This window comes from Polynucleobacter sp. UK-Gri1-W3, assembly GCF_018881595.1.
Classification (GTDB): domain Bacteria; phylum Pseudomonadota; class Gammaproteobacteria; order Burkholderiales; family Burkholderiaceae; genus Polynucleobacter.
Window position 1 is genome coordinate 143,455 of sequence record NZ_JACVQA010000001.1, and the last position, 12,591, is coordinate 156,045.

A 12,591-nucleotide genomic window follows, 5' to 3' on the forward strand; every position below is an offset into this window, starting at 1 on the left:
ATGAGTACATCTAGTTTCGATATCTTGATTCAGGGAGGTGGTCCAGTTGGGCTTGCTTGCGCCGCATGGACCTTGCAGAAATTTCCTAATGCAAAAATTACTCTATTTGATCGTAACTCCGCCAATGATGAAGATTTAGCAAGCGCTGATAGTAGAGGCATTGCTCTCTCACACGGCAGCAAACTCTTGCTCGATACTATTAATGCTTGGCCAAAACAATTTGCGGAGATTCATCGTGTACATGTTTCACAGTCAGGTCGCTTTGGCCGAGCACTCATGACGCGAGAAGAGCTCAAGCAAGATGCATTAGGTCACATCATTCGCTATCGAGATATTCACATCGCTCTGCGCCAAGCCCTCCGAGCTATTCAGGCAAAAAGCCCTCACTTTATTTGGGAGCACATACATAAAGATATCCAAGGGAGTCAGATCCAGGCTAAATGTATCGTGCATGCTGAGGGCGGCTTATTTAAGACACAAGAATGGGTTGAGTCTGGTAGAGACTATGATCAGTCAGCTCTCGTAGGTTTAGTTGAAGTTGAAAATGCTGAACCTCATCAAGCCTGGGAACGATTTACTGCTGAAGGGCCCTTGGCAGTGTTGCCCAGCCACTATGGTTCTAACATTCTGAATCTTATTTGGTGCGGCTCACCAGAATCTTCACAACATCGTTTGCAACTGAGTGATACAGAATTCTTAAGTGAGCTACAAAAAGAATTTGGTTCGCGTATTGGACGCTTTCTAAAAATTCAAGATCGTCGTTTGTATGAACTAGGCTTGAACTATCGCAAAGAAATTATTAAAGAAAATGAAGTCTGGATCGGTAACGCAGCGCAAACTTTGCACCCAGTAGCCGGTCAAGGTTTGAACTTGGGATTGAGAGACGCCTTCTTACTGTCTGAGAAGTTAGTCGAAGTATTTTCTAGATCCCCAGAGGAACAATCTCCATCAGACGTACAAAATGCACTTCAGAGCTATGCCCAAAGTCGCAAAGTTGATAGAACAACCACTATTGGTCTTACTGACTTCATGGCCAGAGTGTTTACCTCCAATCTAGCCCCAATTGTGGTAGCTCGTGGATTGGCTTTATCAGCCCTTCAGTGGCTTCCGCCAGTCAAAACAGCCTTAGCTCGCCAGATGATGTTTGGTAGGCGCTAAAGGGCTTATATAGCCCCCAGAATTAAAGTTCTCACCATTTGATCTGCAACAAGCAATTTGCTTAAAAAATAGGCAGATTTGAGGTCGACTGTGCTAAAGTGTCATGCTTTCCGCCTAAGCCCCCTTTAGATGAATATTGGCCCTCACCTCCTCGCAAATAAGTTATTTGTAGCCCCTATGGCTGGAGTAACGGACCGCCCATTTAGACAGCTTTGTAAGAAGTTGGGAGCAGGGTACGCCGTCTCTGAAATGGTGGCCTCAAATGCCCTGCTGTGGAAGAGTGAAAAGACGCAACGTCGCGCTAACCATGTTGGTGAATTTAAGCCCATCGCCGTCCAAATCGCAGGAGCTGATCCAGCGATGATGGCGGCAGCGGCAAAAATCAATGTAGATCACGGCGCCCAGATTATCGATATCAATATGGGATGCCCTGCTAAGAAAGTTTGCAACGTTGCGGCCGGCTCCGCATTACTACGCGATGAGCCATTAGTGCAGCAAATCCTAGAAGCAGTGGTGAATGCTGTTGGAGTTGGTCCCGATGCAGTACCTGTTACTTTGAAAATACGTACCGGTTGGGATCGTGAACATAAGAATGCCATTGAGATTGCGCGTCTTGCAGAAAAATCTGGCATCTCGATGCTCACTGTTCATGGTCGCACTAGAGTAGATTTGTATCACGGTGAGGCAGAATATGAAACTATTACCGCCGTCAAAAATAATGTAAATATCCCGGTAGTTGCTAATGGAGATATCGCCAGCCCAGAAAAAGCGGAGCAAGTTTTAAAGATCACTGGTGCTGATGCCATTATGATTGGTCGTGCCGCTCAAGGCCGTCCCTGGATCTTTCGTGAGATCAATCACTATCTCGAAACGGGTGGCAAGCTACCAACCCCGGAGATCAATGAGATTCAGTCCATCATGAATGCACACCTCTTAGATCACTATGAGTTCTATGGCGAGCATATCGGTCTTCGTACTGCTCGCAAACATATCGGCTGGTACTGCAAGGGCTTGCGTGATTCCCATGCTTTTCGTCAGCGTATGAATACCGCCGATGACTGCAAAACCCAACTTCAAATGGTCAATGACTATTTTGACGAGATGAAATCTCATTCTGATCGCTTGTTATTTTTGGAAGCAGCATAGCCCTGACTTAATTTAGCTACCTTATTTTGTTTTCTAATTTTATTTTTTAGTTTTTTGTATTGATAGATTGTTATGACCAATAAGCACCCGATTACCGAATGTATTGAAACCCAATTACAAGGTTACCTAAATGACCTTAAGGGAACTGCCCCAACTGACATATATCAAATGGTATTAGCTGTGGTTGAAAAACCGATGCTGGAACTGGTAATGCAGCATGCCAAGCAGAACCAATCGTTAGCAGCTCAATATCTGGGCATTAATCGCAACACCCTACACAAGAAACTTGTTGAGCATCAACTGCTGAAGTAATCCTCAGCATCGCTAATAACAAAGCCATTTTTTAAATTAATCCCCGAAAACCATGATCCGTACAGCCCTCCTCTCCGTCTCCGATAAAAATGGCATCTTGCCTTTTGCTAAATCCCTCCATGAGCAAGGCGTAAAGCTCATTTCTACTGGAGGTACCGCAAAACTCTTGGCTGAAAATAATCTGCCCGTTGTTGAAGTTTCTTCCTTGACTAAATTCCCGGAGATGCTCGATGGTCGCGTAAAAACCCTCCACCCGATGGTGCATGGCGGCTTGTTGGCTCGCAGAGATTTTCCAGAGCATATGGCGGCTATAAAAGAGCATGGCATTGATACGATTGATATGTTGGTAATCAACCTATACCCATTCAATGAAACTGTTGCCAAAGAAAGCTGTTCATTTGAAGATGCGGTTGAGAACATCGATATTGGTGGTCCAGCAATGTTGCGTGCTGCCGCAAAAAATCATCAGGATGTTACTGTCTTAATCTCACCAAAAGATTACACCCCTGTTTTGGCGGAAATGAAAGCCAATAACAATGTGGTTTCTTACAAGACTAACTTAGCTTTGGCGAAAAAAGTATTTGCACATACCGCACAATACGATGGTGCGATTGCTAACTACCTCTCAGCCTTAGGCGATGACTTAGATCACAAAGCCCGCTCTGCTTATCCAGAAACTTTGCACCTTGCCTTTGAAAAAGTACAAGAGATGCGTTACGGTGAGAACCCACACCAATCTGCAGCGTTCTATAAAGATATCTATCCAGTAGACGGCGCGCTAGCCAATTACAAACAGCTTCAAGGAAAAGAGCTTTCCTACAACAATATTGCGGATGCCGATTCTGCCTGGGAATGCGTCAAGAGCTTTACTGGCAATGCCGGTGGCGCTGCAGCTTGCGTCATCATTAAGCACGCCAACCCATGTGGCGTAGCGGTTGGTGCTACTGCGCTTGAGGCCTATCAAAAAGCCTTCAAGACTGATCCGAGCTCCGCTTTTGGCGGCATCATTGCCTTCAACGTGCCATGCGATGGCGCTGCAGCTGAAGCCATCTCTAAACAATTTGTAGAAGTATTGATTGCCCCTAGTTTTAGTGATGAAGCCAAAGCGATCTTTGCTGCGAAACAAAATGTACGTCTGCTAGAGATTCCATTGGGTACTGCATTTAATGCTTTTGACTTCAAACGCGTTGGCGGTGGTTTGCTCGTGCAATCCCCAGATGCTAAAAACGTTCTCGAGAGTGAAATGCGCGTTGTCAGCAAGCGTCTGCCAACTCCAAGCGAAATGCATGACATGATGTTTGCATGGCGTGTTGCCAAGTTTGTTAAATCCAATGCGATTGTGTATTGCGCAAATGGGATGACTCTTGGAATCGGCGCAGGCCAAATGAGCCGCGTAGACTCTGCCCGTATGGCTAGTATTAAGGCTGAGAATGCTGGCTTAAGCCTTAAAGGTTCTGCGGTAGCAAGTGATGCTTTCTTCCCATTCCGTGATGGCTTAGATGTAGTGGTGAATGGTGGCGCAAGCTGTGCAATCCAACCAGGCGGCAGCATGCGTGATGATGAAATCATTGCCGCAGCAAATGAGCATGGCATTGCCATGATCTTTACTGGCACACGTCACTTCCGTCACTAAGAAAATAGGAAGTAATAAACAAACTCATGCGCTGGATAGGAATCGACCCAGGTTTACGGACCACCGGTTTTGGAGTCATTGATGTTAATGGCCAAAAGCTGACCTACGTAGCTTCTGGGACGATTGAGAGTGGCGATCCAGCTAAAGGCTTACCTGAGCGCTTAGGCGCCCTCTATGCTGGCGTTAAAGAAGTTCTAGAGACCTATCGCCCAGAATCCGCTGCCATTGAAGAGGTCTTCTTAAACGTCAACCCTCGGTCTACGCTGATGTTGGGCCAGGCACGGGGTGCTGTCATTGCTGCCCTTGTTTCAGAAAAACTTCCGGTAGCTGAGTACAGCGCACTTCGAGTCAAACAAGCCATTGTGGGTACTGGCCGCGCAGCCAAGCCGCAGGTGCAGGAAATGGTTAAGCGTCTTTTAAGACTGAACCGCGCCCCAGGCACTGATGCTTCTGATGCGTTGGGTGTTGCTATTTGTGCCGCTCATCATGCCCAGATTCCGAAAGCAATTACCGCTGCTCTTGTACCCAAAAAGAGTAGCAAGAAATAACAATATAAACAGGTTAAGATCTTTACATGATTGGTCGCATTCAAGGTACCCTCGTTTCAGTTCACCCACCTCGCCTCTTAGTCGATTGCCAAGGCATTGGTTATGAGGTTGATGTACCGATGAGCACTTTGTATCAGTTGCCTCAAGCAGGTCAAAAAATTACTCTTCTGACACACTTTCAGGTGCGAGAAGATGCGCAGCAACTCTTTGGTTTTGCGACTGAGACTGAACGTGAAGCATTTAGACAGCTCATCAAGATTAGCGGTGTTGGCTCTCGTACAGCATTAGCGGTACTTTCTGGAATGAGTGTGAATGAACTGGCTCAAGCTATTGCGCTTCAAGAAGCCGGGCGCCTCACTCAAGTGCCTGGCATTGGCAAGAAAACCGCTGAACGTCTCTGCCTAGAGCTCAAAGGCAAGTTAGCCCCAGACCTAGGCATTACAGGTGGCAAGCCTCAAGCGATTGAAGCCAGTAGCGAAGTACTGCAAGCACTCTTGGCTTTAGGCTATTCAGAAAAAGAAGCGCTGTTAGCACTAAAGCAAATTCCACCCGATACTAGCGTTTCTGATGGTATTCGAATGGGTCTGAAGTATCTATCTAAGCCCTAATAGTCAAACACTACTACACTTGTAGCATGGCAATTCATACAGACGACCTCAGCTCAATTCCTGAAGATTTACCGGAGAATACCGACCGCATCGTGAGTGGTTCAGCCGGCAATACTGAAGCTGTTTTCGAAAGAGCCCTTCGCCCTAAACAACTTGATGAGTATGTTGGCCAAACTAAGGCTAGAGCACAATTAGAGATTTTCATCAGCGCCACGAGAGCGCGCCAAGAAGCCCTGGATCACGTTCTCTTGTTTGGGCCTCCTGGACTTGGTAAAACTACTCTTGCTCACATTATTGCCAGGGAGCTTGGCGTGAACTTACGTCAAACCAGCGGCCCTGTTCTGGATAGGCCAGGCGATCTTGCTGCCTTGCTTACCAATTTAGAAGAAAACGATGTTCTCTTTATCGATGAGATTCATCGCCTATCTCCAGTAGTAGAAGAAATTCTGTATCCCGCGCTAGAGGACTACAGCCTAGACATCATGATCGGCGAAGGCCCTGCAGCGCGCAGCGTGAAGATTGATCTCAAACCATTTACCCTGATCGGCGCCACTACTCGTGCCGGCATGCTGACCAATCCATTGCGTGATCGTTTTGGTATTGTGGCCAGACTTGAGTTCTACACGACTGAAGAGCTCACTAAAATTATTAATCGCTCAGCCAGCTTACTTAAGGCTGATATTGATCCAGAAGGCTCAGTAGAAATTGCAAAGCGTGCTCGTGGCACTCCTCGTATTGCTAACCGTCTATTACGCCGCGTACGTGACTATGCAGAAGTAAAGGGTACCGGTACCATTACCAAAGCCATGGCCGACGCTGCACTCAAGATGCTGGACGTGGATCCAAGTGGCTTTGATGTGATGGACAGAAAACTCTTAGAAGCGATCTTGCACAAGTTTGATGGTGGCCCAGTAGGCATTGATAACTTGGCAGCAGCTATCGGCGAAGAGCGCGATACGATTGAAGATGTTCTTGAGCCCTATTTGATTCAACAGGGCTACTTACAAAGAACCTCAAGAGGCCGAGTGGCAACCCGCCAGGCTTATGAGCACTTTGGTTTAACTCCACCTAGCAACAGCTTAGATATTTAAGCTAGCGTCACTTTAGCAAACTTACGTTTTCCAACCTGTACAACGTAGGTGCCAGCCTCAACCTTTAGCTGTTTATCGGCAATGGTTGCACCATCAATCTTCACACCGTTTTGTTCGATATTGCGATTCGCTTCTGATGTTGATGGTGCCAAGCCTGCAGCCTTCAGGAGATTGGCGATTTGCATTGGAGCCCCAGATAGATTTACTTCTGGAATGTCATCGGGTACACCACCTTTAGCGCGATGATTAAAGTCTTCTAAGGCTTTTTCTGCTGCAGCCTGTGAATGAAAACGTGCAACGATTTCTTGTGCGAGCAAGACTTTGCAATCTTTTGGGTTGCGCCCTGCTGCAACTTCTTGTTTCATCAAATCAATCTCAGCCATTGGCCTAAATGACAGTAATGTGAAGTAATCCCACATCAAATCGTCAGAGATACTGAGAAGCTTACCGAACATATCGCCAGCAGACTCACTAATGCCAATGTAATTGCCTTTGGACTTACTCATCTTCTCAACGCCATCCAGACCAACAAGGAGTGGCATTGTCAAAATACATTGAGGCTCTTGGCCATACTCGCGCTGGAGCTCACGACCAACTAGAAGATTGAACTTCTGGTCTGTACCACCCAGCTCTAAATCACTCTTGAGTGCAACAGAGTCGTAGCCTTGCATGAGTGGATACAAAAACTCATGAATCGAAATCGGCACACCATTGCGATAGCGCTTAGTAAAGTCATCACGCTCCAACATACGGGCAACAGTATGTTTAGCAGCCAACTGAATCATGCCGCGCGCACCCAGTGGGTCGCACCACTCACTGTTGTAACGCACTTCAGTTTTAGAAGGATCGAGCACCATGCTCGCTTGGCGATAATAAGTTTCTGCATTCACAGCAATTGCTTCTGCGGTCAAAGGAGGACGGGTAGCGTTACGGCCTGATGGATCACCAATCATGCTAGTAAAGTCGCCTATCAAGAAAATAACGGTATGACCTAAATCTTGTAGCTGACGTAACTTATTCAAAACAACGGTATGACCCAGATGAATATCGGGGGCTGTAGGATCTAAACCCAATTTAATCCGTAGTGGTGTCTTGGTAGCCTGGCTACGAGCAAGTTTCTGAACCCAGTCCGCCTCAACCAATAGCTCATCACAGCCACGTTTGGTGACTTCTAGTGCCGCAAAGACTTCAGGGGTCAAAGGATATTTTTGTTCTTGTTTAGCCGTCATGCTGATTCGGATTGCTGATTCAGTTAAATTAGTAGTTAAATTGCTAAAGCATAATTGTCGCATTCCTGAGAGTTACATGAACAAACCCCATTCCCTCTATATCGGCCTAATGTCCGGCACCAGCCTGGATGGGATAGATGCCGTTCTAGCCAAGATAGGTCCTAATGGGGAGAGCAGCGCTCTGGAAGCCATTAGCACCCCCCTCTCCTCCGAGTTGCGAAAAGCTTTATCTGAGCTCCAAAGCCCTGGGCCAAACGAGCTCCACCGAGAAAAACAAGCGGGTAATGCCTTGGCTTTGGCTTATGCAGAAGCTATCAATCAGTTGCTCAAGAAAGCTAAGCTCCAGGCTTCCGATATCACCGCTATTGGCGCGCATGGTCAGACCATTCGCCACCAACCCCATCTGGGTGACATGGCATACACACATCAAACACTCAATCCAGCCCTATTGGCAGAAAAAACGGGTATTGATGTCATCGCTGACTTTAGGAGTCGGGATATAGCTGCTGGCGGTCATGGGGCACCTTTGGTTCCAGCGTTTCATGCGCAACAGTTTGTAGATGATCAAAATTTAGCCATTCTCAATATTGGCGGTATCGCTAATCTCACAATACTTCCCAAGAACGGTGAAGTCACTGGCTTTGATTGCGGGCCAGGAAATATGCTGATGGATGCGTGGATACAAGAGCATCAAGGCAACGCATTTGATGAGAATGGCAACTGGGCGTTACAAGGAAAAGTTAATGAAGTATTGCTTGCGAAAATGTTAGCCGATCCCTTCTTTGCCAAAGTCCCACCCAAGAGTACTGGCAGAGATGACTTTCATCTTGCTTGGTTACAAGAAAAAATCAGTGCGGTTAATTATCTTTGTGAAGATGTACAAGCCACCTTGCTGCATCTAACAGCCCAATCAGCCCTCGAAGCTTTAGCATGTCATGCCCCGCAAACCCAGAAGCTGATCGTCTGTGGTGGTGGCGCCCGAAATAATGCCTTAATGAATTTATTTAAAGTGAAGTCGCAGAATTTATTCAAACAGCCATTAGAAATTACGACTAGTGATTCTGCAGGCATTGATCCGCAACTTGTGGAAGGCCTTGCTTTTGCATGGCTTGCGTGGGCCCATAAAGAAAAACGGCCAGCAAATTTGCCAGCCGTTACAGGAGCGAAGGGCCCTAGAGTTCTAGGCGCTTACTATCCTAGTTAATTAAGCAGAGAAGGAAGATCCGCAACCACAAGTAGTTTGCGCATTTGGGTTCTTAATCACAAATTGTGATCCATTGATATCTTCTTTGTAATCAATCTCAGCACCAACTAAATATTGGAAGCTCATTGAATCTACTAATAAAGTAACACCATTCTTTTCAAAGAGAGTGTCATCCTCATTCACAGCATCATCAAATGTGAAGCCATACTGAAATCCTGAGCATCCGCCGCCTTGTACGAATACACGAAGCTTCAACTCTGGATTACCTTCTTCAGCAATCAAGTCCGCCACTTTTGCAGCAGCGCTATCCGTGAACACCAATGGGGTTGGTGGCTCAGCTAAATCTTGTGCAGGTTGTGTAGCTAATTCAGTCATGATTTACTCCTAATTCAAAAGGCAATGTCTTATTTTAGGCTTTTAATGGCTAGCTTGCTGAAGGGGTATTCCTTATGAAATTAAGGAGATACAGCAATCTGGGTAAGGCCTGTCGTCTCTGGGAAGCCAAACATGAGGTTCATGCACTGGACTCCCTGGCCTGAAGCACCCTTCACCAAGTTGTCTTCCACCACCAAAATAACTAAAGTATCACCGCCGCCTGGACGATGAATCGCAATCCGAATGCCATTACTACCCCTTACAGAGCGTGTTTCTGGGTGACTACCTGCAGGCATGACGTCGACAAAAGGCTCGTCTTTATAGAAGCTCTCATAGAGCTTTTGGTAATCGACCTCTTTACCGGCGTCAGTCAAACGCATATACAAGGTTGAATGAATGCCTCTAATCATCGGCGTTAGATGCGGCACAAAGGTCAAACCAATCTGATCATGACCAGCGATTGCTTTTAAGCCCTGCTCGATTTCAGGAAGGTGACGATGTCCTTTGACGCTGTACGCCTTGAAGTTATCGCTTGCCTCAGACAAGAGCGTACCAATCTCCGCTTTACGTCCAGCACCAGAAGTTCCTGACTTCGAATCAGAAATAATATGACTACCATCGATCAGCTGTTTACCACCAGTTGATTTCGGTGACAGCAATGGTGCAAGCCCAAGCTGCACTGAAGTCGGGTAGCAGCCAGCTAAACCAATCACGCGGGCCTTCTTAATGGCATCACGATTGATCTCTGGCAAACCATAAACTGCTTCTGCCAAAATTTCTGGGCAGCTATGCTCCATGCCATACCACTTGGCAAATTCTTTCACATCTTTAAGACGGAAGTCTGCAGCAAGATCCAAGATCTTCACATTATTGGCGAGCAACTCTTTTGCTTGCGCCATGGCAACGCCATGTGGAGTTGCAAAGAACACTACATCGCATTCATTGAGCTTGGCTTCATCGGGCGTTGTAAATTTCAGAGAAACACGGCCACGTAAAGATGGAAACATGTCAGCCACTGGCATGCCAGCTTCTGTGCGAGAGGTAATTGCAGTGAGCTCTACCTCGGGATGCTGCGCCAATAAACGCAACAACTCCACTCCGGTGTAACCAGTGCCGCCTACGATGCCAACTTTAATCATGCCATTCTCCAAAATACCGATCATGCGAAGTTTCTTTTAAAACTTCTGAATACCTCAATTGTAGAAACAAAAAGGGCCGCTTGCGCGACCCTTTCGATAAAACTTGAGCGACTGAAAGAATTAGCGCTTGCTGAACTGCTTACGACGACGTGCGCCGTGCAGACCAACCTTTTTACGCTCAACTTCACGAGCATCGCGAGTTACCAAGCCTGCTTTAGACAGGGCTGGCTTCAAAGCGTTGTCGTAGTCGATCAATGCACGAGTAACACCGTGACGAACCGCACCAGCTTGGCCAGTTTCACCGCCACCAGAAACGTTTACTTTGATATCAAAGGTCGTTAAGTGGGCTGTGAGAGCCAAAGGCTGACGAGCGATCATGCGTGATGTTTCACGAGCAAAATATGCATCGATAGGCTTACCATTAACAATGATTTCACCTTTGCCAGATTTAATGAATACACGCGCCACAGAACTCTTGCGACGACCAGTACCGTAATTCCAATTTCCGTAATTAATAGCCATTTGGTTTCCTTAAATCTCTAACGCTTTTGGCTGTTGAGCCGCATGCGGATGATTGGCGTCGCCGTAGACTTTTAATTTCTTAATCATGGCATAGCCTAGTGGGCCTTTTGGCAACATACCCTTCACAGCCTTCTCCAAAGCGCGACCTGGGAAACGGTCTTGCATCTTGTCGAAGTTAGTCGAGCTAATACCACCTGGGTATCCGCTGTGACGGTAATAAATTTTGTTCAAGCCTTTTGTGCCTGTGACACGGAGCTTAGAAGAATTGATAACGACAATAAAGTCGCCAGTATCAACGTGTGGGGTGTATTCAGGCTTGTGCTTGCCGCGTAGACGGAGTGCCACTTCACTGGCGACACGACCGAGGACTTTGTCCGTAGCGTCAATCACGAACCATTCATGCACTACCTCATGGGATTTTGCAGAAAAAGTTTTCATGATTTCTCAAATTGTTATGGTCAAAAAAATTACCCCAACCAAATTACGTCCACCTTGGCCCTGCTTATGTTTGCAAGCTCGCAGATTCTGCAATTCGACTGGTACAACAAATTACCGCTGACCGGCTCGGTAATTCAGTAAAGCCTTGAATTGTAACCTAAAAAAAACCCAGGAACGAGTCCTGGGTTGGAATCCACCTATGTTTGGGTGGAGGAGACACTGGGAGGTAAGTCGCGGTCTTATACAAGACTAACTACCAATATGGTTATTCTACACAAGGAGCATGGTGCAACGCAAGAATATTGACCAAAATCAATATTTTTATGTTGCTATGCAGCAACTTGGTTTCACTTAAAATAGGTAAACTATTGATAATATTGATTAATTTAGTAAGTTAGGGGTCACTAATAATGGAATGTCGAGTAAGTTGGTTGGGTAATACCGGAATGGCTTTCTCCGCAGAAACTGGCAGCGGACACCTTGTAAATATGGATGGCGCCCCTGAAGCGGGCGGCAGAAACCTAGCCCCAAGGCCAATGGAACTGCTTTTAGCGGGCGCAGGCGGCTGCTCAGCCTTTGATGTGGTTTTAATCCTACAGAGAGCCCGTCAGGCTATTAGCGGCTGTGAAGTGGCTCTCCAGGCTGAAAGAGCCACGGAAGACCCCAAAGTCTTCACCAAGATCAATTTGCACTTCATTGTTAAGGGTAAAGATCTGGACCAGGCAAAGGTAGATCGTGCCGTCAAGCTTTCTCATGAAAAATATTGTTCAGCCACAACCATGTTGGCCAAAACAGCGGAATTGACTTACAGCGTCGAAATTATTTCAGAATAAGTGCAGAGTCAATCGATAAGCCGGATTCTGTCGCCTAGATTTGCATCTAGGGGCAATCATTCCTCTAGGCCGTTAGTTACCTAACGGCTCAAGCTCCCTACCCGCAGACTCAGCGGGACGCCTCATCGCCTGCTTACTTGGGATTGCTCCGGGTGGAGGTTACCGCGTTTCACCGTAACTAAATACGCTCGTCTCTGTGGCCCTATTCCTCACGTCGCCGTGGATGGCCGTTAGCCATCACCCTTCCCTATGGAGTCCGGACTTTCCTCCCCCTCAATAAAGAGGCGGCGATTGCCCAATTGACTCTGCGCCTGCAGTCTAACGCAGTCAGAACAATTTGGCTAAGAAACGAATG

Annotated in this window: 14 protein-coding genes and 1 other RNA gene; 9 read left to right on the forward strand and 6 right to left on the reverse strand. The window is 46.8% G+C overall.

The window, feature by feature from the left end; all coding sequences use genetic code 11:
* The 7 genes from ICN36_RS00705 (at position 1) to ruvB (ending at position 6,496) form a co-directional block, all read left to right on the forward strand.
* Positions 1-1,158, forward strand: a complete 1,158-nt coding sequence (locus ICN36_RS00705; protein ID WP_216226546.1) for an FAD-dependent monooxygenase — start codon at positions 1-3, stop codon at positions 1,156-1,158.
* Between the two features lie 129 nt (positions 1,159-1,287).
* Entirely contained in the window at positions 1,288-2,304 is a 1,017-nt protein-coding gene (gene dusB, locus ICN36_RS00710; protein WP_216226548.1) for a tRNA dihydrouridine synthase DusB, read from the forward strand.
* A 72-nt stretch (positions 2,305-2,376) separates the two neighbouring features.
* On the forward strand, positions 2,377-2,616 hold the full coding sequence (locus ICN36_RS00715) for a helix-turn-helix domain-containing protein (protein WP_068319558.1): 240 nt from the start codon (positions 2,377-2,379) through the stop codon (positions 2,614-2,616).
* 52 nt (positions 2,617-2,668) lie between these two features.
* Positions 2,669-4,249 carry a bifunctional phosphoribosylaminoimidazolecarboxamide formyltransferase/IMP cyclohydrolase gene (gene purH / locus ICN36_RS00720; protein WP_216226549.1) on the forward strand — a complete coding sequence of 527 codons (1,581 nt, stop codon included), beginning with the start codon at positions 2,669-2,671 and terminating at the stop codon, positions 4,247-4,249.
* Positions 4,250-4,275: 26 nt separating this feature from the next.
* On the forward strand, positions 4,276-4,797 hold the full coding sequence (gene ruvC, locus ICN36_RS00725) for a crossover junction endodeoxyribonuclease RuvC (RefSeq protein ID WP_216226550.1): 522 nt from the start codon (positions 4,276-4,278) through the stop codon (positions 4,795-4,797).
* Positions 4,798-4,823: 26 nt separating this feature from the next.
* Positions 4,824-5,405 carry a Holliday junction branch migration protein RuvA gene (gene ruvA, locus ICN36_RS00730; RefSeq protein ID WP_215391651.1) on the forward strand — a complete coding sequence of 194 codons (582 nt, stop codon included), beginning with the start codon at positions 4,824-4,826 and terminating at the stop codon, positions 5,403-5,405.
* 26 nt (positions 5,406-5,431) lie between these two features.
* A complete protein-coding gene (ruvB, locus tag ICN36_RS00735; RefSeq protein WP_216226552.1) occupies positions 5,432-6,496 on the forward strand; it encodes a Holliday junction branch migration DNA helicase RuvB in 1,065 nt (354 codons plus the stop codon).
* Here ruvB and tyrS read toward each other — a convergent pair.
* Positions 6,493-7,725, reverse strand: a complete 1,233-nt coding sequence (gene tyrS / locus ICN36_RS00740; RefSeq protein WP_216226553.1) for a tyrosine--tRNA ligase — start codon at positions 7,723-7,725, stop codon at positions 6,493-6,495. The two genes, ruvB and tyrS, sit on opposite strands and share 4 nt — an antisense overlap.
* A 76-nt stretch (positions 7,726-7,801) precedes the next feature.
* On the opposite strand from tyrS, the gene ICN36_RS00745 reads away from it, so the two are divergent.
* The gene (locus ICN36_RS00745; protein ID WP_216226554.1) at positions 7,802-8,929 is read left to right on the forward strand and encodes an anhydro-N-acetylmuramic acid kinase; all 1,128 of its coding nucleotides are present in this window, start codon (positions 7,802-7,804) and stop codon (positions 8,927-8,929) included.
* Here ICN36_RS00745 and erpA read toward each other — a convergent pair whose 3' ends face one another.
* The 4 genes from erpA to rplM form a co-directional block, all read right to left on the reverse strand.
* Positions 8,930-9,304 carry an iron-sulfur cluster insertion protein ErpA gene (gene erpA / locus ICN36_RS00750; protein WP_068319574.1) on the reverse strand — a complete coding sequence of 125 codons (375 nt, stop codon included), beginning with the start codon at positions 9,302-9,304 and terminating at the stop codon, positions 8,930-8,932. It abuts the gene before it with no gap.
* A gap of 80 nt (positions 9,305-9,384) precedes the next feature.
* The gene (gene argC / locus ICN36_RS00755) at positions 9,385-10,443 is read right to left on the reverse strand and encodes an N-acetyl-gamma-glutamyl-phosphate reductase (RefSeq protein WP_216226844.1); all 1,059 of its coding nucleotides are present in this window, start codon (positions 10,441-10,443) and stop codon (positions 9,385-9,387) included.
* Positions 10,444-10,563: 120 nt separating this feature from the next.
* A complete protein-coding gene (rpsI, locus tag ICN36_RS00760) occupies positions 10,564-10,965 on the reverse strand; it encodes a 30S ribosomal protein S9 (RefSeq protein WP_072582726.1) in 402 nt (133 codons plus the stop codon).
* A gap of 9 nt (positions 10,966-10,974) precedes the next feature.
* Positions 10,975-11,403, reverse strand: a complete 429-nt coding sequence (rplM, locus tag ICN36_RS00765) for a 50S ribosomal protein L13 (protein ID WP_011903721.1) — start codon at positions 11,401-11,403, stop codon at positions 10,975-10,977.
* A gap of 410 nt (positions 11,404-11,813) precedes the next feature.
* Between rplM and ICN36_RS00770 the strand changes: the two genes are divergently transcribed.
* Entirely contained in the window at positions 11,814-12,236 is a 423-nt protein-coding gene (locus tag ICN36_RS00770; protein ID WP_216226555.1) for an OsmC family protein, read from the forward strand.
* Here ICN36_RS00770 and rnpB read toward each other — a convergent pair.
* An RNA gene (gene rnpB / locus ICN36_RS00775) (RNase P RNA component class A) lies at positions 12,237-12,543 on the reverse strand.
* Positions 12,544-12,591 lie beyond the last annotated feature (48 nt).

Bases quoted from the DNA above. Each gene is read 5' to 3' on its own strand.
- ICN36_RS00770 (WP_216226555.1), top strand. From the start codon at position 11,814: ATGGAATGTCGAGTAAGTTGGTTGGGTAATACCGGAATGGCTTTCTCC.
- dusB (WP_216226548.1), top strand. From the start codon at position 1,288: ATGAATATTGGCCCTCACCTCCTCGCAAATAAGTTATTTGTAGCCCCT.
- ICN36_RS00715 (WP_068319558.1), top strand. From the start codon at position 2,377: ATGACCAATAAGCACCCGATTACCGAATGTATTGAAACCCAATTACAA.
- ruvC (WP_216226550.1), top strand. From the start codon at position 4,276: ATGCGCTGGATAGGAATCGACCCAGGTTTACGGACCACCGGTTTTGGA.
- ICN36_RS00705 (WP_216226546.1), top strand. From the start codon at position 1: ATGAGTACATCTAGTTTCGATATCTTGATTCAGGGAGGTGGTCCAGTT.
- ruvA (WP_215391651.1), top strand. From the start codon at position 4,824: ATGATTGGTCGCATTCAAGGTACCCTCGTTTCAGTTCACCCACCTCGC.
- tyrS (WP_216226553.1), bottom strand. From the start codon at position 7,725: ATGACGGCTAAACAAGAACAAAAATATCCTTTGACCCCTGAAGTCTTT.
- ICN36_RS00745 (WP_216226554.1), top strand. From the start codon at position 7,802: ATGAACAAACCCCATTCCCTCTATATCGGCCTAATGTCCGGCACCAGC.
- argC (WP_216226844.1), bottom strand. From the start codon at position 10,443: ATGATTAAAGTTGGCATCGTAGGCGGCACTGGTTACACCGGAGTGGAG.
- rplM (WP_011903721.1), bottom strand. From the start codon at position 11,403: ATGAAAACTTTTTCTGCAAAATCCCATGAGGTAGTGCATGAATGGTTC.
- purH (WP_216226549.1), top strand. From the start codon at position 2,669: ATGATCCGTACAGCCCTCCTCTCCGTCTCCGATAAAAATGGCATCTTG.
- erpA (WP_068319574.1), bottom strand. From the start codon at position 9,304: ATGACTGAATTAGCTACACAACCTGCACAAGATTTAGCTGAGCCACCA.
- ruvB (WP_216226552.1), top strand. From the start codon at position 5,432: ATGGCAATTCATACAGACGACCTCAGCTCAATTCCTGAAGATTTACCG.
- rpsI (WP_072582726.1), bottom strand. From the start codon at position 10,965: ATGGCTATTAATTACGGAAATTGGAATTACGGTACTGGTCGTCGCAAG.